Annotated in this window: 18 protein-coding genes; 6 read left to right on the top strand and 12 right to left on the bottom strand. The window is 69.0% G+C overall.

Features of this window, described 5'->3' with window-relative positions; translation table 11 throughout:
- Window positions 1–195: 195 nt before the first annotated feature.
- From CFB35_RS06650 to CFB35_RS06640, 3 genes are read right to left on the bottom strand one after another with little or no spacing between them, the layout of a single operon-like run.
- Complete coding sequence (locus tag CFB35_RS06650; protein WP_059573802.1) at window positions 196–507, bottom strand: hypothetical protein; 312 nt, start codon at window positions 505–507, stop codon at window positions 196–198.
- On the bottom strand, window positions 507–1,868 hold the full coding sequence (locus CFB35_RS06645) for an acyclic terpene utilization AtuA family protein (protein WP_089464705.1): 1,362 nt from the start codon (window positions 1,866–1,868) through the stop codon (window positions 507–509). Before CFB35_RS06645 ends, CFB35_RS06650 begins: the two co-directional genes overlap by 1 nt.
- A gap of 39 nt (window positions 1,869–1,907) precedes the next feature.
- Complete coding sequence (locus CFB35_RS06640; protein ID WP_059640911.1) at window positions 1,908–3,206, bottom strand: CitMHS family transporter; 1,299 nt, start codon at window positions 3,204–3,206, stop codon at window positions 1,908–1,910.
- A gap of 97 nt (window positions 3,207–3,303) precedes the next feature.
- Here CFB35_RS06640 and CFB35_RS06635 point away from each other — a divergent pair, with 97 nt between their 5' ends.
- Window positions 3,304–4,200: a LysR family transcriptional regulator gene (locus CFB35_RS06635; protein WP_060011698.1), complete on the top strand. Its 897-nt coding sequence runs from the start codon at window positions 3,304–3,306 to the stop codon at window positions 4,198–4,200.
- A 40-nt stretch (window positions 4,201–4,240) separates the two neighbouring features.
- Here CFB35_RS06635 and CFB35_RS06630 read toward each other — a convergent pair whose 3' ends face one another.
- Window positions 4,241–4,825, bottom strand: a complete 585-nt coding sequence (locus CFB35_RS06630; RefSeq protein WP_089464704.1) for a flavin reductase family protein — start codon at window positions 4,823–4,825, stop codon at window positions 4,241–4,243.
- A 132-nt stretch (window positions 4,826–4,957) separates the two neighbouring features.
- On the bottom strand, window positions 4,958–5,383 hold the full coding sequence (locus CFB35_RS06625) for a VOC family protein (protein WP_060011695.1): 426 nt from the start codon (window positions 5,381–5,383) through the stop codon (window positions 4,958–4,960).
- Window positions 5,384–5,495: 112 nt separating this feature from the next.
- Between CFB35_RS06625 and CFB35_RS06620 the strand changes: the two genes are divergently transcribed.
- The 3 genes from CFB35_RS06620 to CFB35_RS06605 all read left to right on the top strand — a co-directional run bounded on the left by CFB35_RS06620 (window position 5,496) and on the right by CFB35_RS06605 (window position 9,555).
- On the top strand, window positions 5,496–6,386 hold the full coding sequence (locus tag CFB35_RS06620; RefSeq protein WP_059573808.1) for a LysR family transcriptional regulator: 891 nt from the start codon (window positions 5,496–5,498) through the stop codon (window positions 6,384–6,386).
- A 394-nt stretch (window positions 6,387–6,780) separates the two neighbouring features.
- A complete protein-coding gene (locus tag CFB35_RS06615; protein ID WP_060011690.1) occupies window positions 6,781–7,941 on the top strand; it encodes a porin in 1,161 nt (386 codons plus the stop codon).
- Between the two features lie 405 nt (window positions 7,942–8,346).
- Window positions 8,347–9,555 (top strand): transglycosylase SLT domain-containing protein, encoded by a 1,209-nt coding sequence (locus CFB35_RS06605; protein WP_059573810.1) that lies wholly within the window; start codon window positions 8,347–8,349, stop codon window positions 9,553–9,555.
- Between the two features lie 169 nt (window positions 9,556–9,724).
- Here CFB35_RS06605 and CFB35_RS06600 read toward each other — a convergent pair whose 3' ends face one another.
- On the bottom strand, window positions 9,725–10,060 hold the full coding sequence (locus CFB35_RS06600) for a hypothetical protein (RefSeq protein ID WP_059573811.1): 336 nt from the start codon (window positions 10,058–10,060) through the stop codon (window positions 9,725–9,727).
- Window positions 10,061–10,340: 280 nt separating this feature from the next.
- Entirely contained in the window at window positions 10,341–11,087 is a 747-nt protein-coding gene (locus CFB35_RS06595; protein WP_059573812.1) for a MipA/OmpV family protein, read from the bottom strand.
- A gap of 245 nt (window positions 11,088–11,332) precedes the next feature.
- Between CFB35_RS06595 and CFB35_RS06590 the strand changes: the two genes are divergently transcribed.
- Both CFB35_RS06590 and CFB35_RS06585 read left to right on the top strand, forming a co-directional pair.
- Window positions 11,333–12,058, top strand: coding sequence for a response regulator (locus CFB35_RS06590; protein ID WP_059573813.1), 726 nt, complete (start codon window positions 11,333–11,335; stop codon window positions 12,056–12,058).
- The gene (locus tag CFB35_RS06585; protein ID WP_059573814.1) at window positions 12,059–13,444 is read left to right on the top strand and encodes an ATP-binding protein; all 1,386 of its coding nucleotides are present in this window, start codon (window positions 12,059–12,061) and stop codon (window positions 13,442–13,444) included. It begins immediately after the preceding gene.
- Between the two features lie 45 nt (window positions 13,445–13,489).
- Here the strand turns inward: CFB35_RS06585 and CFB35_RS06580 are convergent, their stop codons facing one another.
- From CFB35_RS06580 to CFB35_RS06555, 5 genes are all read right to left on the bottom strand, one after another.
- Window positions 13,490–14,530 (bottom strand): iron ABC transporter permease, encoded by a 1,041-nt coding sequence (locus CFB35_RS06580; RefSeq protein WP_059573815.1) that lies wholly within the window; start codon window positions 14,528–14,530, stop codon window positions 13,490–13,492.
- Window positions 14,527–15,519, bottom strand: coding sequence for an ABC transporter substrate-binding protein (locus CFB35_RS06575; RefSeq protein WP_089464703.1), 993 nt, complete (start codon window positions 15,517–15,519; stop codon window positions 14,527–14,529). The genes CFB35_RS06580 and CFB35_RS06575 overlap by 4 nt, the downstream gene beginning before the upstream one ends.
- Window positions 15,516–16,301 carry an ABC transporter ATP-binding protein gene (locus CFB35_RS06570; protein ID WP_060965887.1) on the bottom strand — a complete coding sequence of 262 codons (786 nt, stop codon included), beginning with the start codon at window positions 16,299–16,301 and terminating at the stop codon, window positions 15,516–15,518. Before CFB35_RS06570 ends, CFB35_RS06575 begins: the two co-directional genes overlap by 4 nt.
- Window positions 16,302–16,312: 11 nt before the next feature.
- Window positions 16,313–18,403: a TonB-dependent siderophore receptor gene (locus CFB35_RS06565; RefSeq protein WP_059574310.1), complete on the bottom strand. Its 2,091-nt coding sequence runs from the start codon at window positions 18,401–18,403 to the stop codon at window positions 16,313–16,315.
- A gap of 438 nt (window positions 18,404–18,841) precedes the next feature.
- A complete protein-coding gene (locus CFB35_RS06555) occupies window positions 18,842–19,282 on the bottom strand; it encodes a nuclear transport factor 2 family protein (RefSeq protein WP_059573819.1) in 441 nt (146 codons plus the stop codon).
- Window positions 19,283–19,319 lie beyond the last annotated feature (37 nt).

Raw genomic sequence — 19,319 nt, 5'->3', positions numbered from 1 at the left:
CCTTCACACGTCGTCCGGGGCGGAAAAGAATGGCAACCGCTCGTTGCCGACGACGACGCGCCCTGCATCGTTGCCCATCACGTCATCGCCTCGTGCCTGCGCACATCGCCGGCGCGCGCATCGAGCACGCGCACGAGCGTCGCGAACTGCCGATTCCGTGCGCGCCCGGCCGCGTCCCGACCGCGACGCCCGCCGTCACGCCGGATCCGGCACCTCGATCGCCAGCAGCGCCGAACTGACCGACTTGCCGTGCGCATCGAGCGCGAGCGAGCGCGTCACGCCACCGCCGAGCGCATCGCTCAGCACGAAGTTGAACGCACCGAGCGCCGGCAACTCGTAGCGCACGACGTCGCCGTGCACGATGCCCGCGAGCCATGCCTTCACCGCCTGCGCATCGAGGTGCGTGCGCAGATGATCGTAATGACGCGGATCGCGGCAGATGACCGACACGTTCAGCGTATTGCCCTTGTCGCCGGTGCGCGCATGCGCGAGTTCACGCAGTTGCATCAGGCCTCCACGAATGAAAACGACGGCGTCACGGCCGCGCGCGGCAGCAGCACCGACTGCACGGCGATCACCTCGCGCGTCGACTTGAACGCGCCGCCGCCGCCGGCCGGCCCGTTCGTATAGAGTGTCTCGACTTCGTTGCCGATTCGCGCGGCCTCGGCGGCGTTCGCCGCGCGGCCGGCCACCCGCACGCGCACCTCGGCCGGCTCGCCGCGCACGGCCGGCGTCGCGTCGCCGTACAGCGCATCGACGCCGATCAGGTCGAAGCGCAACTCGGTCGCCGCGACGCCGGTCAGCGCGAGCCGCTCGCGAACGATGTCGAGCGCAAGATGCGCCCGCGCGAGCGCGCCCGGCCCGCCGTACGAGATCTGGCCTTCGCCGATCCAGCCGTCGACATACGCGACCGACACCTTCAGCGTATCGGGCCGCGCGGCGCCGCGCCCGCCCGTCACACGCACGCGATCGGTCGCCTCCTCCGCGACCGCCACGCGCGTGAAATCGGCCACGACGTCGGGCTGCAGATACCGCGCCGGATCGTGAATCTCGTAGAGCAGTTGTTCCTTGCAGGTCGCCGCGCTCACGCGGCCGCCCGCGTGCGGCACCTTCGTGATCACGACCGAGCCGTCGGCCGCGACCTCGCCGATCGGGAAGCCGAGCCGCGCCAGATTCGGCACGTCCTTGTAGCCGGGATCGGCGAAATAGCCGCCCGTCACCTGCCCCGCGCATTCGAGCAGATGGCCGACGACGGTCGCCTGCCCAAGCCGGTCCCAGTCGTCCATCCGCCAGCCGAATGCGTGGATCAGCGGCGCGGCGAACAGCGACGGATCGGCGACGCGCCCGGTCAGCACGACGTCCGCGCCGGCCGCGAGCGCGTCGACGATCGGCGCGGCGCCGAGATACGCGTTCGCGGATACGATACGGTCGCGATACGCGGCGACCTCGTCGCCCGATTCCTCGAAACGGAACGCGCCGCGCAGCACGACGTCGAGCACGTCGTCGCCTTCGACCGCCGCGACCTTCAGCCCCGCGATGCCGAGCGACTGCGCGATCCGCGCGGTACGCCGTGCGGCCGCGCGCGGATTCGCCGCACCCATGTTCGACACGATGCGCACGCGCTTGACCGCCGCGACCGGCAGCACCGCCTGCATGCGCGCGTCGAGCAGCGGATCGTAGCCGAGCGCCGGATCGTTGCGTCGCGCTTGCTGCGCGATCGCGATCGTGCGCTCGGCCAGGCATTCGAAGACCAGGTAGTCGAGTTGCCCGTGTTCGGCCAGCTCGACCGCGGGCTCGATCCGGTCGCCCGAGTAGCCGGCGCCCGCGCCGATGCGCACGCGCCGTTCATGTGAAGGCTTTGCTGTCATGTCCGTACCGTCGTCCGGCGGAGCGCGCCGCCGGCAAAATCAAAAGACGCCGAGCACGACGCAGGCGATCGTCATCACGATCGACGCGCCGAACAACAGCGGAAACGTGAATTTCTGGTGCTCGGCGAGCTCGATCCCGCACAGGCCGACGACGAGGAACGTCGCCGGCGTGAGCGGGCTGACCGGGAACCCCGTCGTCATCTGGCCGAGCAGCGCGGCCTGCCCGACCTGCACGGCCGGCACGCCGAGCTGCCCGGCCACTTCGGCGATCACGGGCAGCACGCCGAAGTAGAACGAATCGGGATCGAACAGCATGCTGAGCGGCATCGACGCGAGGCCGAGCGCGACCGGAATGTGGCCGGCCATCGACGGCGGCACGAAGCCGACCGCCGCCTGCGCCATCGCCTTCAGCATCCCGCTGCCCTGCATGATCCCGGTGAACACGCCGGCCGCGAGCAGGATGCCGGCCATCATCAGCGCGGCCCGCGCATGCGCGTCGATGCGCTTCCGCTGCATGTCGACGTCGGGGTAATTCACCATCAGCGCGATGCACAGCCCGACCATGAACATGATCGCGGGCGGAATCTTCTCGCCCATCACGACCATCGTGCCGAGCACGACGAGCGTCAGCACGAGGTTGAACCAGAACAGATGCGGCCGACGCAGCGCCTGCTCGTCGGCCGTCAATTCGCGCCTGGGCAGCGGGATCGACGCATCGTCGCGCGACAGGCCGAGCCGCTTCTCCTCGCGCCGCCCGAGCCAGTACGCGACGCCGAACACGAACACGAGCCCGATCGCCTGCACCGGAATCAGCGGATTGAACAGCGCCGACACCGGCAGGTGCAGCGACGCGGACGCGCGAATCATCGGCCCCGTCCACGGCAGGAAGTTGATGCCCGCGGCCATCGACACGGCGGCGGCCAGCACGCGCCGGTCCATCTTCAGCCGGTCGTACAGCGGCAGCACGGCCGGAATCGTCACGAGAAAGCAGACGGCGCCCGAGCCGTCGAGGTGGATCAGCAGCGCGAGCAGCGTCGTGCCCATCACGATGCGCGTCGGCCGCGTGCCGACCGCGCGCAGGATCCGGTCGATGATCGGGTCGAGCGTGCCGGCATCGGTGATCGTCCCGAAATAGAGGATCGCGAACACGAACATCCCGACCACGGGCGCGAGGCCCTTCAGCCCGTCGATGACGAACTTGCTGGTGTGCAGCCCGAAGCCGCCGATCAGCGACGCGGCGATCGGCACGATGATCAGCGCGACGAGCGGCGACATCCGCTTCGACAGAATCGCGGCCAGCAGCACGACGATCGTGCCAAGCCCGAGTAACGGCAGCATCCGTGTCTCCTACCTTGTCTTTTGTTGGAGACGAGCGTAAGGTCGGCGCAGCGATAGCACAATTGAAATGATTTGATCGTAGCAATCACGAATCGTTATGGATCTGAATCTTCGGGACATTCGCGCGTTCGTCACCGTCGCGCACGCCGGCAACTTCACGCGCGCGGCCGCGCGGCTGCACCTGTCGCAGCCGGCGCTGACCGTGCAGATCCGCCGGCTCGAGGAAATCGTCGGCGCGCGCCTGTTCGACCGCAACAGCCGCAGCGTCGCGCTCACGCAGACCGGGCGCGAGTTGCTGCCGCTGTTGCAACGCTCGCTCGACGACATGGAGCGCGTGCTGCGCGATGCGCGCGCGCTCGGCGAAGGCGCGAGCGGCACGGTGCGGCTCGCGTGCCTGCCGACCTTCGCGTCGAGCATGCTGCCGGAGCTGATCCAGTCGTTCCGGCGCGACGTGCCGCGCGCGGGCTTCGAGATCCGCGACGGCGTCGCGAGCCTCGTCACCGCGCTCGTGCGCAACGAGGATGCCGATCTCGGGCTGACCGGCGGCGACACGTTCGATGCGTCGCTCGAGGTGCTGTATGTGGGCGCCGACCGGCTCGTCGCCGTGTGCCCGCAGGATCATCCGCTCGCGCGCAAGCGTCGCGTCGGCACCGCCGACGTCGCCGGCGTGCCGCTCGTGCTCACCGCGCAGGGCACGAGCGTGCGCAGCGTCGTCGATGCCGCGCTGGAAGCGGCCGGCTGCACGGCCGACATCGCGTGCGAGCCGACCTACATGATGACGGCCGTCGCGATGGTGCGCGGCGGCCTCGGGGTGACGATCCTGCCCGCGACCGCCCGCGAGGTGCGCGCCGAGCCCGATCTGGTCGCGAAGCCGATCGACGATCCCGCGTTCGTGCGGCCGATCGCGCTCGTCGTCAAGCGCGGGCGCACGCTGCCGCGCGTCGCGCAGGCGTTCGCCGACCTCATGCTGGCGGAATTGAAAAAGCGCGCGTGACGCGCGGTTCCCACATCGGGACGGTTTGCCCGGCGCTTACTTACTGCGCCGCCGGGTCGACGTGCAGCGATTCGCCAATCGCATAGAAATTGCCGCCCGCGATGTAGTGCAGGCTGCGCAGCGCGGGATCGGCCGATTCGAAATACCAGTGGCCGTCGCGGAACACGCGCGTGTCGGACCACGCGGCGACCACCTCGCCGATGAACAGGTCGTAGGTCTGCTGGTTGTGCGGCTCCGGAATCAGCCTGCACGCGAGCCAGCCCGAGCAGCCGGCGACGAACGGCAGGCCGTGACCGTCGACGTCGAACAGCGTGACGCCCGCGTCGCGCAGCTTGTCGGGCCGCTCGGTCAGACTGTGGCTGCCGACCGCATGCGTGAGCCGCAGTTGCGCGGCCGTCGGCACCTGGATCACGAACGTGCCGCTGCGCTCGACGAGCTCGCGCGTCTTCGCGGATTTGTCGAGCACGACCGTCAGCTTCGGCGGCAGGAAGTCCAGCGCGCACGCCCACGCGGCGGCCATCACGTTGTCGACGCCGTCGTGGCGGGCCGACACGAGCACGGTCGGGCCGTGATTGAGGAGACGGTAGGCTTTGTTCAGCGCCACCGGCGCGATGTGACTGTTCATACGAGCTCCCTGGAGAACGGCGCGCACGGACGGATGCCCTGCGGCGCGGCGCCGGCCGTCGCACCTGCGCGCGGCCGGATCCGAGGCCGCATTCTCGCACCCGATTTCGATCGGCGCAGGCGCCGCGGCAGGTCACTTCGCGAACAGTTGGCCGATGTCGCGAAACGCCTTGAATTCGAGCGCATTGCCGCACGGATCGAACAGGAACATCGTCGCCTGTTCGCCGACCTGCCCCTGGAACCGCACATACGGCTCGATCACGAACGTCACGCCGAACGAACGCAGCCGCTCGGCCAGCGCCTCCCAGCTTGCCCAGTCGAGCACGATCCCGAAATGCGGCACCGGCACGTCGTGGCCGTCGACCGCATTCGTATGCGCGCTTTCCTGCGCCGCGGTTTTCGGATGCTCATGGATCACGAGCTGATGGCCGTAGAAGTTGAAGTCGACCCACTGCGCGCTCGAGCGCCCCTCTTCCAGCCCGAACACGCGGCCGTAGAAATCGCGCGCGGCCGGCAGGTCGTGGACGGGAATCGCGAGGTGAAACGGGGAAAGACTCATGATGGCCTCGTGAAGGAACGCTCGCGGGGCGCGAGGACGGCACCATGGTAGACAAGCCCGGACAAAAATCAAATCAATATAAAATTGGCTGATTCACAAACAGAATTGATGAATGATCCGCGAACTGAAAACCCTCGTCGCCGTCGCCCGGGAAGGCACCTTTGCCGCCGCCGGCAACCGTATCGGGCTCACGCAGGCGGCCGTGAGCGCGCAGATGCAGCGCCTCGAAGCCGAACTCGGCTTCGCGCTGTTCGACCGGCAAGGGCGATCGGCGCGGCTCAACGAAATGGGTCATCACGTGCTGGACCAGGCGCAGACGCTGATCGGCCTGTACGAGAACCTGAGTTCGACCGCGCCCGGCTCGCCGGCCGCCGTGCGCGTGACGATCGGCGCGATCGCATCGGTGCAGAGCGCGCTGCTGCCGGCCGCGCTGGCCGATTTCCATCGCCGGCACCCCACATGCCGGACGCGCGTGATACCGGGGCTGTCGATCGAGCTGGTCAACCGGGTCGACGCGGGCGAGATCGACATGGCCGCGATCATCCGGCCGCCGTTTGCGCTGCAGAGCGACCTGTACTGGACGACGCTCGCACAGGAACCGTTCCGGCTGATCGTGCCGCGCGGCGTGAAGGGCAAGGACTGGGCCGCCCTGCTCGCGAGCGAGCCGTTCGTGCGCTACGATCGCGCGTCGTTCGGCGGCCGCCAGGTCGACCGCTTTCTGCGCAAGATGCACATCGCGGTGCGCGACACCTGCGAACTCGATGAGCTCGACGCGATCGTCAAGCTGGTCGAGAACGGCGTCGGCGTCGCGATCGTGCCGCAGACCGCCGTGTATCGCCGCTGGCCGGCCGGCGTGCGCGCGATCGACCTCGGGCATCACACGTTCCATCGCGACATCGGCCTCGTGCATCGCGCGCGGCGCACGATGTCGGAACCCGCGCAAACGCTGGCGCAACTGATCGAGGCGGCGTCGCGGCGACGCTCGCCGCCGCAAGCCGCGTGATCGACACGTGGCGGCTCGGCGCCGAATGGCAAGCAGCGATGCCGTCCACCCGACGCGAATCGCACGCCTTTATCACACTCATTCCGACTGAGCCAATTCAATCCATTAAATAACGATTTGACGAAACGTTAACAATGTTGGGAATGAGGCAATTCGCCCGAAAACTACCTCGAATTATCACTCGACACGCAAAACTCAACGACACCCCACCCAAACTCGGCCCCCTATTGATACGCAACGATCAATAATCCAAATCCCTCAATGATGAATTTCATAAAACAGGCCTGTCTGCACCAGGCCACAATGGAGAATTTCATTTTTGCGGTTTTATCGCGGCTCTGTAGTCTCCTGCCATTCCGGATCACGAACCCACACCAATGCGCAAGGAGATGACATGAAACGCACGACCCTCTCGCTGATTTCGCTCGCGTCGTTCGCGGCGATGCCCGTCGCGCATGCGCAGTCGAGCGTCACGCTGTACGGCGTGATCGACACGTCGATCACCTATGTGAACCATGCACAAGGCAAGGACAACGCGTGGATGCTCGGCAACAGCAGCGCGGGCAACCTCGCCGGCAGCCGCTGGGGCGTGAAAGGCACCGAGGATCTCGGCGGCGGGCTGAAGGCGCTGTTCCAGCTCGAGAACGGCTTCGACCCGAGCAACGGCCGGCTGGGCCAGGGCAACCGCCTGTTCGGCCGGCAGGCCTTCGTCGGGCTGGCGAGCGACCGCTACGGCACGCTCACGTTCGGCCGCCAGTACGACCCGCTCATCGATCTCGTGCAGGGCATCACCGCCGACAACTATCTGGGCAGCGCGTTCGCGACGCCGGGCGACGTCGACAACTACGACAACAGCTTCCGCGTCGACAACGCGGTGAAGTACACGTCGGCCGTCTATTCGGGCCTGCAGTTCGCGGCGATGTATTCGTTCGGCGGCATCGCCGGCAGCACCGGCGCCGCGCAGTCGTACTCGGCCGCCGTGTCGTACAACAACGGGCCGTTCAGCGTCGCGGGCGGCTACTTCCACGCGACCAACAGCCCCGCGTCGAGCGGTGTGCGCAACGGCTGGACGAGCTCGTCGGACGGCACGTTCGACGGCCCGATCAATAACGGCTACGCGAGCGCCCATTCGATCGGCATCGCGCGCATCGCGGGCCAGTACGTCGCCGGCCCGTTCACGTTCGGCCTCGGCTACAGCAACGCGCAGTACCGCCGCGACGCCAGCTCGGTGTTCGGCTCGAACGAGCACTACAACACGGGGCAAGGCTTCGTGAACTATCAGGCGACGAATGCGCTGCTCGTCGGCGTCGGCTACAGCTACACGCGCTCGGGCGGCGACACGTCGGCGACCTATCACCAGGTATCGGCCGGAGCCGACTACAACCTGTCGAAGCGCACCGACGTCTACCTGACCGCCGCGTACCAGCACGCGAGCGGCCAGACCGGCGACGGCAAGGGCGGCTCGATGGCCGCGCAGGCATCGATCGGCTCGTACGGTTATGCGGGCACGAGCTCGCAGACGATGGTCAACCTCGGCCTGCGTCACCGTTTCTGATCGCGATACGGCAGGACGGCCGGCCGCGCGCGGCGCGACCGGCCGAATCCGCATTGCGCAAACGGCGGCTTCGGCCGCCGATTTTTTATCGCTTTCTATCGCCCCCGCCAACGGCCGCCGGGCGATTTTCCCTGTCGCGCCGCTTATCGCCGGCTTTACCGCGTGGCTGACGCAGCACGTCAGGTTTCCATCGCCGCCGTTGCATTCGCATGCGCATAATTTCCGGCCATTTTTACCGATCAGGCATCGGCTCGGTCCCTGATCCGGCGCGATAAAAATGCCCGGCGAACGCGCGGGCAAATGCAAAGGAAAGTTTGACGCGAACCATTTGCCCGCCTGCTATGGCACACTTCGCGTCTGCGTAATTTCCTTGCACCGGGCGGCCGGATTCCGCCCCATCCTGCCATGCCGCGTCATACTTCTCGCCCGCTCGGTCGCGCCACACCGACCATTGCCTCGACGATCGCGCTCTCCTGCGCGCTCTGCGGCGTCGCGCGGGCCGACTGCCTGGACGACGCGGCCGCATTCCAGCACGTGAGCGTCAGCCTGATGCGCGGCATCGCGCAGGTCGAATCGGGAATGAATCCGAACGCGATCAACACCAATACCAACGGCACGGTCGACATCGGGCTGATGCAGATCAACAGCACGTGGCTGCCGACGCTCGCGCGCGAAGGCATCACGCGGGAAAGCCTGTTCGATGCGTGCACGAACGCGTATGTCGGCGCGTGGATCCTGTCGCAGAACATCCGCCAGCTCGGCCCCAACTGGAACGCGATCGGCGCGTACAACTCCGCGTCGCCCGACAAGCGCCTCGCGTATGCGCGCAAGGTCTATGATGCAATCCGGACCATGCCGGATTCGCCGGATACTCCCATGCCCATCCTTCCACCGTCCTTCACGCCGCCGCAACAGGCGCAGACGTACAACCCGTTCGCGAGCCTGAGCGTGTCGGCGCCGCCCGTCACGCGCGCACGCACGATATCGCCGGCCTCGCCGCCTCCGCCGCCGCAGGGTGGCCCCGCCGGCCCGGCTGGTACGTACAACTTCGGATGGACGGTCACCGGCGCCGACCAGGCCAAGCCGACCCAGGTGTTCGACGACGGCGCACGGGTCTACGTGCAGTTCAGCGACATGAAACACGTGCCTGCGATCTTCACCGAAACGTCGGCCGGGCGCGTGCTGATGTCGTGGGAGCTGCAGTTTCCGTATGCCGTCGTGACGCGTCCCGCGCAAACGTTGATCTTCCAGCTCGGGCCGTTCGAAGCGCGCGCGCAGCGGGGGGCGGCGGCCGCCGGCATGACCGCGCAGGCCGGGACGGCGGGCACGGCGACGGCCGGGGCATCGAAGAAATCGGCCGGGACGGCCGCGCATGCGGCGACGAACACGGCGCCCAATACGGCCGCGAAACGCACGGCCTCGGCCGATGCGCTGTGGTACGTGAATACGCCATCGACGTCGGGCACGGCGGCGGCCTCGCCTTCGACCGCGAATATTCCCGCCACGCTGCCGACGGCCATTACGTCGAACACGCCGCCGCCCGCGCCGGCTCAGGCACCGGCCGCTCAGCCGTCGCGCGCCAGCGCGGACGCGCTGTGGTACATCTCGAAGTGACGCGCGTCCGACCGCACGCGCATCGCGGCGATCATGGGCCCGCTGTCGGCCGCGGTTCGGGCGCGTTCATGTCGTCCACCCGTTGCAGCTCGGCCGTGCCGTTCTGCCTGAAATACACGCGCAGATAACGCGACGTCGACGATTCCGGCTGCGGAATCGTCACACGCCCTCACCCGCGCCGCACCCAGATCACCTTGCCGTCGCGAATGCCGAGATTGCGGCGCTCCTCGCGATAATCCATCGTGCCCGGCAACGACTTGCCGTCGCGCTCGAGCACGCGCCACAGGCAACCGTCGAGCAGCGCGGCCGCATCGGTTTCGGTCTTGCCGACCAGCGCGTCGTCCGGCGTGGCGTCCGCCTTGCACGCCGGCGCGGCGCCCGGCTGCGCGGGAATCGTCGCCGCGCCGCCGGCGGTGGCGTTGCGGTGCTGCGTGTTCATGTCTGCACATCCTGCAAAAGTTGCGCTCGCAACGAGTGCGACGAGCATCGCGATCGTGTTCTTCATTGGTTTCTCCTTCTCTCGGCCCGGCGGTCCATGTGCGGCATTCGTGCACGACCGGGCATCGCATGCGTGATCGGTTCCGCACGCTGCCGGCCGTTTCCTGACGGAGCCGGCCAGCGAACGGCGGCCGTTTTCGACCTGGCCGAGCCGTCTCGGCGCACCTGCGTCGCGGGCCGGCCTGACGCCGGACCCGAGCGCATGTTACCGCACGCGGTTCGCGGCGACCGCGCGACGCCGACGCAACGCATGCGCCCGGCACACGCCGGCCCGCGTCGGCATCCGTTCAGAATTTGTAGGTAACGCCCGCGATGCCGTAGTAGTTGCTGCGCGACTGCACGATCGGGCTGTCGCCCGCGCGGCCGAGCAGCCGCGTCACGCCGCCGGTCGCGAGCACCGACCAGTGCCGCGACAGCGTCCAGTTCCATGCCACCGCCATCGACGCGCTGTCGATCCCGCCGCTCGCCGAATACGGCCGGAACCGGCTCGTCAGCGACTGTGCATCGGTCACGCCGTAGAAGGTCTGCATGTAGCGTCCCGAGCCCGCGTGCACGGTGCCCGTTACGATGATCTCGTGCCGCGACGTCTTGAGCACCGGCACCGCGAGATCCACGTGCCCCGACACGCCGCGCGACGTGTGCGTCACCGGCGTATCGATCGTGACGCTCAGTTCCGCCGCATCGAAGAACGTCACGCCGGCGCGCACGCCGACGAGCACCGAGCCCGGAATCCGCCCCATTCCCTTCAGGTAGTCGGAGCCCGGCAGATCGAAGCGGTTCTCGTCCGCGCGGCCCGCGTCATAGCCCACCGCCGCCGACACGAACGCACCGTGCGGCAGGTTCAGCCGGTAGCCGGCGCCCTGCGTGCTGTCGATGAAGAAGCCGTTGCCGAACGTGGCGGAAAACGACGGCGCGACGACGCCGCGATACTGGTTGCTGCCCGCGTAGCGCGGTGCGAACCCGCCGCCGAGCGACAACGCATACTGGTTTTCCGCGTGGGCGGCGGCGGCGAGGGTCAGGCCGGCGAGCGGCATGCAATAGCGGTAGCGGCGAAGTAATGGGCGCACAATATTGAGATAAGAGTGACGAAGCCCGCAGTCTAGGTGCCGCCCTGCGCCGAGACTGTCCCGAATGTGCGGCGAATCTGTGCGCAATTGTGTTCGATTGTTCGAGATTGTCTCCCCGCTGCCCCGCCGGTCGATCCGCCGGCTAGAATTCGCGTGCCGCGTCGCGCACCAGCCTGCCGGGTGCGAAATGGCGCGTGCGCCCTGAGGAGACCATGAACGAAGTTCCGCTCAAATACCGTGTGCTGCTGATCGAGGACGACGATCGCCTCGCGCAGCTCGTCCGCGAATATCTCGACGGCTACGAATTCGCGGTGACGGTCGTGCGGCGCGGCGACCTCGCTGTCGCGGGCGTCCGCGAGCACCAGCCGGCCCTCGTGATACTCGACCTGATGCTGCCGAATCTCGACGGCATGGAAGTCTGCCGGCGCATCCGCGCGTTCACCAACGTCCCGGTGCTGATCCTGACCGCGCGCGCGGACGTGTACGACCAGGTCGCCGGGCTCGAGACCGGCGCCGACGACTACGTGACGAAGCCGATCGAGCCGCGCGTGCTCGTCGCACGCGCCCGCGCGCTGTTGCGCCGCGCGCAGCCGGCCGCGGTGGAAGCGCCGGCCGTCGCGCCCGACGCGCTCGTATTCGGCGAACTCACGATCTCGCCGCCGAACCGCACCGTCACGTGGCGCGGCGAGCCGGTCGAGCTGAAGACCGCCGAATTCAACCTGCTGCTGATCCTTGCGCGCGCGGCCGGCACCGTGCTGAGCCGCGACGACATCCTGAAGCAGTTGCGCGGGATCGAATTCGACGGACTCGACCGCTCGGTCGATTCCGGCATCTCGAAGCTGCGCCGCCGCTTCGAGGACGCTTCGTCGGAGCCGCACAAGATCAAGACGATCTGGGGCCGCGGCTACCTGTTCAGCCCTTCCGCATGGGACGAGTAAATGCTGCGCCCGCTACTCCGGTTGTATCTCGTCGTGATCCTGTTCGTCGGCGCGTCGATCATCTTCATCCAGCTATCGTTCGACCGGATCTTCTACGAGCGCGGCGCGCAGGCTCAGCGCGACTCGCTGACGACCTACTCGTTCGTGCTGAACGACTATCTCGAACGCCATCCGGGCGCGCAGCGCGAGCTTGCGTTGCGCGAACTCGCGCTGCACGGCCGCGAAGGGTTCGGCTTCATGTCGATGGCCGACGCGCGTGCGCAATTGAGCGGCGCGCCGCTGCGCGATCTCGATGCCGGCCGGATCGCGATCAGCTACAACGGCAAGGATTACTACATGCCGCTCGCGGACGGCTCGGTGCTGCATGCGCGCCCGATCGAGGCGCCGGACCTCGACATCCGCATCTATGCGTACATGCTGCTCGCGCTCGCGACGCTGCTCGCGGTGGTGCTGTGGATTCACTATCACTGGCGCGACATTCGCCGGCTGCAGGATGCCGCGCGCGCGTTCGGCGCCGGGATGCTGTCGACGCGCGTGAAGCTGTCGGGCAAGTCGAACATCTACGAGCTGTCGCAGCAGTTCAACGACATGGCCGCGCGCATCGAGGCGTCGATCAAGCAGCAGCGCGAAATGATGCACGGCATCTCGCATGAACTGAAAACGCCGCTCGCCCGACTCGAATTCGGGCTCGCGCTGCTCGCCGACGCCGACGAAACGGGCCGGATGCGCGAGCGCCGCGACGCGCTGCGGCGCGACGTGCGCGAACTCGACGAGCTCGTCACCGAGCTGCTGACGATCGGCCGGCTCGAACAGGGGGCGAGCGAACTCGCGCCGATGGAAGTCGACGTCGACGCGCTGATCGACAGCGTCGCCGGCAACGTCGCGGACGACATCGCCGATCGCGGCATCGCGCTCGACGTGTCGACGCTCGATGCGCCCGCGACCCATGTCTGCGATCCGAAGCTCGTCGCCCGCGCGCTGCTGAACCTGATCCGCAACGGCGCGCGCTATGCGTCGCGCAAGGTCGTGCTGGCCGCCACGCGAGACCGGTCCGGCGCGCTCGTGCTGAGCGTCGACGACGACGGCCCCGGCATTCCGGCCGCCGAGCGTGCCCGCGTGTTCGAGCCGTTCCAGCGGCTGGATTCGAGCCGCGACCGGCAGACCGGCGGCTTCGGGCTCGGGCTCGCGATCGTGCGGCGCGTCGCGCAGGTGCACGGCGGCGACGTGCGGCTCGAGGATTCGCCGCTCGGCGGCGCGCGCTTCGTGATCACGCTGCCCGTGCGCGCGCTGCCGGACACGCTCTTCGACGTCGCGCAGGACGCGGCGAGCACGCATGCCGACGCGCGGCGCGGCAGCGGCGCGGGTGCGGTCATCCCGCTTCGATAAAACACGCGGCGTGCGTCGGCCTGCCCCGCCCGACCGCGCCGCCGCTCAGCGCCGGCGCAGCAGCGCGACGAAGAACAGGCTGCCGAACAGCGCGGTTACGATGCCGATCGGCAGATCCTCCGGCGCCGCGAGCGTGCGCGCGGCGACATCGGCCCACACGAGCAGGATCGCGCCCGCGAGCGCGGCAACCGGCAGCAGCCGGCCGTGCTCGGCGCCGACGACGCGACGGCACAGATGCGGCGTCACGAGCCCGACGAAGCCGATCGCGCCGCTCACCGCGACCATCGCGCCCGTCGCGAACGACGCGACGACGAACACCTCGCGCCGCATCCGTGCGCTCGGCACGCCGAGCGACGCGGCGGCGACGTCGCCCGACATCAGCGCATTCAGTTCGCGCCGGCGCGCATGGAGCGCGCCGACGGCGAGCACCGCGCACACGGCCGGCACCGGCAGCAGGTCCCAGCGCGCGAGCCCGACGCCGCCGAGCATCCAGAACAGCACCGACGATGCGGCGCGCTGGTCGCCGAGATACAGCAGCAGGTTGCCGAACGCGGCCATCATGAACGACACCGACACGCCCGCGAGCAGCAGCCGGTCCGATTCGAGCCGGCCGCTCCGGTAAGCGAGCGCGACCACGCACGCCGTGGCCGCGAGCGCCCCCGCAAAGGCGGCGGCCGACAGCGTGAACGGGCCGAACGCCGCGCCGGCCACCACCGTGACCGCGACCGCGCCGAGCATCGCGCCCGCGCTCACGCCGAGCAGGTGCGGATCGGCCAGGCGGTTCGCGGTCGCCGCCTGCAACGCGACGCCGACCGTCGCCAGCGTCGCGCCGACGATCGCGGCCAGCAGCGCACGCGGCATCCGGATCAGCCACACGATGCTGTCGTCGCCCGCTGCCGCGGCGAACGCGTCGGCGCCGCCGAACGCCGACGCGACGTGCGCGGCGACGATCCGCACCGCGGCCGGCATCGCGATCGGCGCCGGGCCGAACGCGGCCGACACGACGATCGACGCGATCAGCAGCACGGCCAGCGCCGGCAGCACCATGCGCATGCGGGGCCGCGCCGCCTGCCCGCGCACGCTCATCGCGCCGCTCCGGCAAATGCGGCCGGATACAGCGCGCGTGCGAGCGTCTCGACGGCCGCGACGTTCTCGGGGCCCGGCGTCGCGGCATCGTACGGAATCACGACGAAGCGCCGGTCGCGGATCGCGGCCATGCGCGCGAGCGCCGGCTGGCTCGACAGGAACTGCTGCTTCTGCGCGGCCGTGACCGCCGAATAGTCGACGATCACGATCACCTGCGGATCGCGCGCGACCACGCTTTCCCAGCTCACCTGCGTCCAGCTGCGCGGCAGGTCGTCCATCACGTTGCGTGCGCCCGCCGCCGCGAGCAGCGCGGTCGGCATCGCGAGCCCGCCCGCCGTCATCGGCTTGTCGGTGCCGCTGTCGTACACGAACACGCGCACTGGCGCCGGGCGCCCGATCGCACGCGACACCGCCGCGAGCCGCGCGCGCATCGCGGCGACGACCTGCGCGGCGCGCGCATCGACGCCGAAGATCCGGCCGAGATTGGTCAGGTCGCGGAACACGTCGTCGAACGATGCGGCCGACTGCTTCATCACGTGCGAACACGATTCGGTCAGTTCGTACGTGCGGATGCCGAACGGCGCGAGCGTCGCCGGCGTCACCGGCCCGCCGACATGCATCCCGTAGTTCCAGCCGGCGAGATAGAAGTCTGCGCGCGCGGCGGCCAGCACTTCCAGCGACGGATACTGGCTCGCCAGTTCGGGCACGCCGCGCAATGCGTCGCGCACGCGCGCGGTGCCCGTCTTCCAGCCGCCGATGCCCGTATAGCCGACGAGCCGGTCCTTCAGGCCAAGCACGAGCATCATCTCGGTGAGGTTCACGTCGTTGCTCACCGCACGCCGTGGCGCATGCTCGAACGTCACGTCGCGGTCGCAACTGCGCACGGTGACCGGATAGGCGAGCGCGTGAACGGCCGCGCAGCCGAGCACGGCGGCGGCAAGCAGCCGGCGGGACACGAAGGACAAGAGAGTAAACGGCATGGCGGTCATTCCGGATGAAGCGGCGTGATGCGCGGGCGGCCCGTGACGGGATGGCGATCGACGAGCGCGGCGACGCCGAACACGTCGCGCAGCAGCGCTTCGGTCAGCACGTCGTCCGGCGCGCCGGACGCGACGACGCGGCCGTGCGCGAGCACATGGAGCCGGTCGCAATACGCGGCCGCGAGATTGAGGTCATGAATCGTCGCGAGCGTCGCGATGCCGAGGCGGCGCACGCGCGCGAGCAGTTCGAGCTGGTGACGCAGGTCGAGATGGTTGGTCGGTTCGTCGAGCAACAGCAGCTCGGGCTGCTGCGCGAGGGCGCGAGCCAGCAGCGCGCGCTGCTTCTCGCCGCCCGACAGCGACGCGAAACGCTGGGCGCGGCGCTCGACGAGGCCGACGTCGTGCAGCGCGGAGTCGACGATCCGCCGATCGTCGGCCGATTCCGCATCGAACGCCCGTTTGTGCGGCGTGCGGCCCATGCCGACCAGTTCGTCGACCGTCAGCCCGAAATCGTCCGGCGTTTCCTGCTGCAGCACCGCGATGCGCCGCGCGACCGCGCGCGGCCGCATGCGCCACACGTCCTCGGCGTCGAGCGCGACGCGACCCGCGTCGGGGCGCGCGTAGCGGAACACGCAGCGCAGCAGGCTCGTCTTGCCGCTGCCGTTCGGGCCGACCAGCCCGACGAATTCGCCTTCGGCCACCGTCAGCGTCACCGAATCGAGCACGTCGACCGCGCCGCCGGGAGACCAGCGCACGCGTTCGATGTCGAGCATGTGGGTGACGGCACGCATGTCGTGCCGGCCTAGAAGCGCATCGTCGCGACGAGCTCCGCCGAGCGCGACGGGCCGAGCAGCCATTGCTCGCCGCCGTTCGACGTCGTCGCCGCGTACGTGCGGTTCGCGAGATTGCGCAGCGTCAGCGCGAGCTCGGTGCGCGACGTCGGCTGCCAGCGCAGCGACGCATCGAACACCGTATACGACGGCACCTGTATGCGATTGGCGTCGTCGCCGTAGGTCGGCCCGACGTAGCGCACGCCCGCATTCGCCTGCCAGCGCTCGGCGAACGCCCAGCCGAGCCACAGGTTCGCGGTCCGCTGCGGCACGCCGGACGGCACGTTGCCGGCCCGCGACACCGTCGCGCCGCCGGCCGTCTGGTTGAATGTGTCGTAGCGCGCACGCAGCAGCGCGACGTTCGCATCGACCGTCCAGCCGTGCGGCAGCCGCGCGCCGCCCGTCAGCTCGACGCCGCGCGACGACTGCCGGCCAACCTGCTGGCGCAGCGCCGGATTGAACGGATCGGTGCTGAGCAGGTTGCGCTTCGTGATGTCGTACACGGCGAACGTCCAGTACGCGCGACCGTCGAGCAGCGTCTGCTTGAGGCCGGCTTCCCACTGCTCGCCGGTCGCGAGCCGGTAGCCCGCCTGCGACGCCGACAGCGTCAACAGCGAGCCGACGCCCTCCGCGCCCGTCGTGTACTGCGCATACGCGCTGAACGTCGGTGCGATGTCGAACACGAAACCGGTGCGCCAGCCGACGTTCGCGAATCGCTTGTCGAAGCGCGCGCCGGTCGCCGCCTGCTCGCGGCTGAACGCGATGTGGTCGTAGCGCAGGCCGCTCACCCACGCGAGCCGCGGCAGCACCTCGAGCCGGTTCTCGGCGAATACCGCCGCCTGCCGCGCGCGCGTGCTGAACTGCGGCACGGTCGGGTTCGGGCTCGTGAATACGCCGGGATCGAAGCCGTGCGCCGGTACCGTCGTTTCGCCGCCGTACGGCGAATTGTTGATGCCGTTGAACGTGGTCTGGCTGAATTCCGTGCCGACGACGAAACGGTTCGCGCGACCGAACAGCATGCCGTCGAAGCGCGCGCTCAGCCGGTCGCCGATCTGTCGCTGATGGTGGCCGATGTCGAGATAGTCGCCGCGCGTGACACGTCCCGTCGCGCGGTCAAGCACATACGATTCCGCGTTGCGCCAGTGGCGGTTCGAGGTCAGGTAGTAGAGCTGGTTGTCGATCGTCACGCCGGCCGCGGGCCGGTAGCTGGCCGACAGGCGCGTCCACTGGTCGTAGTACGAAATCGTCGCGTCACCGACCGTGTAGTTCAGCTTGCGCAGCGACGGATCGAGCACGCCGTTCGGCGCGGGCACGCCATAGTACGTCGCGGGCATCTGGCGCCCGTAGTCGTAGTCGAGCGTCAGCGTGAGCCGGGGGCTCACGTCGACTGTCAGCGCGCCGCCGATGGCCGTCGTATGCGTATCGGCCCGCTCGGCGAGACCGTTCGCGCGCGCATCGCTCGCGTAGAAGCGGTACGACAGCCGCGGGCCGAGCGCGCCCGTCGTATCGAACGCGAAGCGCTTCGCGCCGTCGGGGCCGATGCCGGCCTGCAGCGTCGTCTCGCGCGCGCGCCGGGGCCGCTTCGGCACCACGTTCACGACCCCGCCGATCGCCCCTTCGCCGTACAGCACCGATGCCGGCCCGCGCAGCACCTCGATGCGCGCGACCGACCACGTGTCGAACGGAAACGTGATCGTGCCGGCCGCCGGCATCAGCCGCACGCCGTCGAGCAGCATCATCACCGATTCCTGCCCGCTGAAGCCGCGCACGCTCGATGCGGTGCCACCCGTGCCTGGTGCGATCGCGCTCGCAAAGCCGGCCGTGCGCGTGACCGCGTCGAGCACGGTGCGATCGCCGCGTGCTTCGATCGTATCGGCCGTGACGGTTTCGACGCTCGCAGGCGTGTCGAGGCTCGCGAGCCCGAGCCGCGAGCCCGTTTCGAGCGGTTGCGTCAGCGGGTCGGCCGGTGCGGACGAAGCCGTGACGCTGATCGCCGGCAGCGCGTGCCGGTCGTCCGCCGCCGATGCGGCGGCTTCGGCGGCCAGCGCGCCGGTGGTCGCGATCGCGCAGCCGACCAAGGTCGTGCAACCGCGTGCCGCGCGCGTGCGCCAGGCGCTCGCGTTCCGGCGCGGCGCGGCATGGCGCCGCGCCCCGCGCGCCGGGGTGTGTCCGATTCTCGTCACGTCGTATCGATCTTCGCAGGATGTCGTCGCACACGAGCGGCCCGGGCAGCCCGCCCGGCCGGCGACGAAAACCTCGGATGATACAATATATCAACTTGATTCGTCAGGATTTTGACAGCTTGGGATGCCGCTCCGCGCGTCTGCGGCGGGAAACCGAACTGCATCCGCGGCTTGTCGGCCTGCGGCCGATTGCGTGCCGTGAACGCGTGCACCCGCACACGTACGCGCTTGCCGTGCGCGTCGTCGACGCTGCGCCCGACCTCGCGCGGGGCCGGCAACGCGGCCGCAAGCCGGTTGCACGCTAGCGCGTGTTCCCGCTCACCCGCCGGTCTTGAACGCCGGCAACTGCTGCCCGAGCCGTGCGCCCATTTCCGCGCCGAGCGCCTGCAGCGCATTGAACGGCCGGATCATTACCTCGAATTCGACGATCCGCCCGTCGTCGTCGAAGCGGATCATGTCGATCCCCTTCAGCGCCTTGTCGCCGACGGTCGCGTCAAACTCGAGCACGACGCTCTTGCCGTCGTCGGTCGCGAACTGGCGGTGATACGTGAAATTCTCGAGGATCGTGATCACCGTGCGCAGCGCCATCAGCAGCGCGGGCGCCGGCCCGTACGGCTTGAACGCCATCGGCGAACGGAACACGGCGTCCGGATGGACGATCGATTCCAGCGCGCCGAAATCCTTGCGCTCGACCATCGCGTGCCACGCGTCGAGCGATTTCGCGACGGCGGGATGAACATTCAGCAGTGAGTGCGTCATCGCGGTCTCCAGTAACGTTGTTGGATCGAATGGAAAC

It is taken from the genome of Burkholderia sp. AU16482 (assembly GCF_002223285.1).
Taxonomy (GTDB): domain Bacteria; phylum Pseudomonadota; class Gammaproteobacteria; order Burkholderiales; family Burkholderiaceae; genus Burkholderia; species Burkholderia semiarida.
Note: the sequence above shows the minus strand (reverse complement) of the source record. Positions and strands in the feature narration are given on the sequence as shown.

Coding starts and splice junctions, on each gene's coding strand:
- CFB35_RS06650 (WP_059573802.1), bottom strand. CDS start 507: ATGCAACTGCGTGAACTCGCGCATGCGCGCACCGGCGACAAGGGCAAT.
- CFB35_RS06645 (WP_089464705.1), bottom strand. CDS start 1,868: ATGACAGCAAAGCCTTCACATGAACGGCGCGTGCGCATCGGCGCGGGC.
- CFB35_RS06640 (WP_059640911.1), bottom strand. CDS start 3,206: ATGCTGCCGTTACTCGGGCTTGGCACGATCGTCGTGCTGCTGGCCGCG.
- CFB35_RS06635 (WP_060011698.1), top strand. CDS start 3,304: ATGGATCTGAATCTTCGGGACATTCGCGCGTTCGTCACCGTCGCGCAC.
- CFB35_RS06630 (WP_089464704.1), bottom strand. CDS start 4,825: ATGAACAGTCACATCGCGCCGGTGGCGCTGAACAAAGCCTACCGTCTC.
- CFB35_RS06625 (WP_060011695.1), bottom strand. CDS start 5,383: ATGAGTCTTTCCCCGTTTCACCTCGCGATTCCCGTCCACGACCTGCCG.
- CFB35_RS06620 (WP_059573808.1), top strand. CDS start 5,496: ATGATCCGCGAACTGAAAACCCTCGTCGCCGTCGCCCGGGAAGGCACC.
- CFB35_RS06615 (WP_060011690.1), top strand. CDS start 6,781: ATGAAACGCACGACCCTCTCGCTGATTTCGCTCGCGTCGTTCGCGGCG.
- CFB35_RS06605 (WP_059573810.1), top strand. CDS start 8,347: ATGCCGCGTCATACTTCTCGCCCGCTCGGTCGCGCCACACCGACCATT.
- CFB35_RS06600 (WP_059573811.1), bottom strand. CDS start 10,060: ATGAAGAACACGATCGCGATGCTCGTCGCACTCGTTGCGAGCGCAACT.
- CFB35_RS06595 (WP_059573812.1), bottom strand. CDS start 11,087: ATGCCGCTCGCCGGCCTGACCCTCGCCGCCGCCGCCCACGCGGAAAAC.
- CFB35_RS06590 (WP_059573813.1), top strand. CDS start 11,333: ATGAACGAAGTTCCGCTCAAATACCGTGTGCTGCTGATCGAGGACGAC.
- CFB35_RS06585 (WP_059573814.1), top strand. CDS start 12,059: ATGCTGCGCCCGCTACTCCGGTTGTATCTCGTCGTGATCCTGTTCGTC.
- CFB35_RS06580 (WP_059573815.1), bottom strand. CDS start 14,530: ATGAGCGTGCGCGGGCAGGCGGCGCGGCCCCGCATGCGCATGGTGCTG.
- CFB35_RS06575 (WP_089464703.1), bottom strand. CDS start 15,519: ATGACCGCCATGCCGTTTACTCTCTTGTCCTTCGTGTCCCGCCGGCTG.
- CFB35_RS06570 (WP_060965887.1), bottom strand. CDS start 16,301: ATGCGTGCCGTCACCCACATGCTCGACATCGAACGCGTGCGCTGGTCT.
- CFB35_RS06555 (WP_059573819.1), bottom strand. CDS start 19,282: ATGACGCACTCACTGCTGAATGTTCATCCCGCCGTCGCGAAATCGCTC.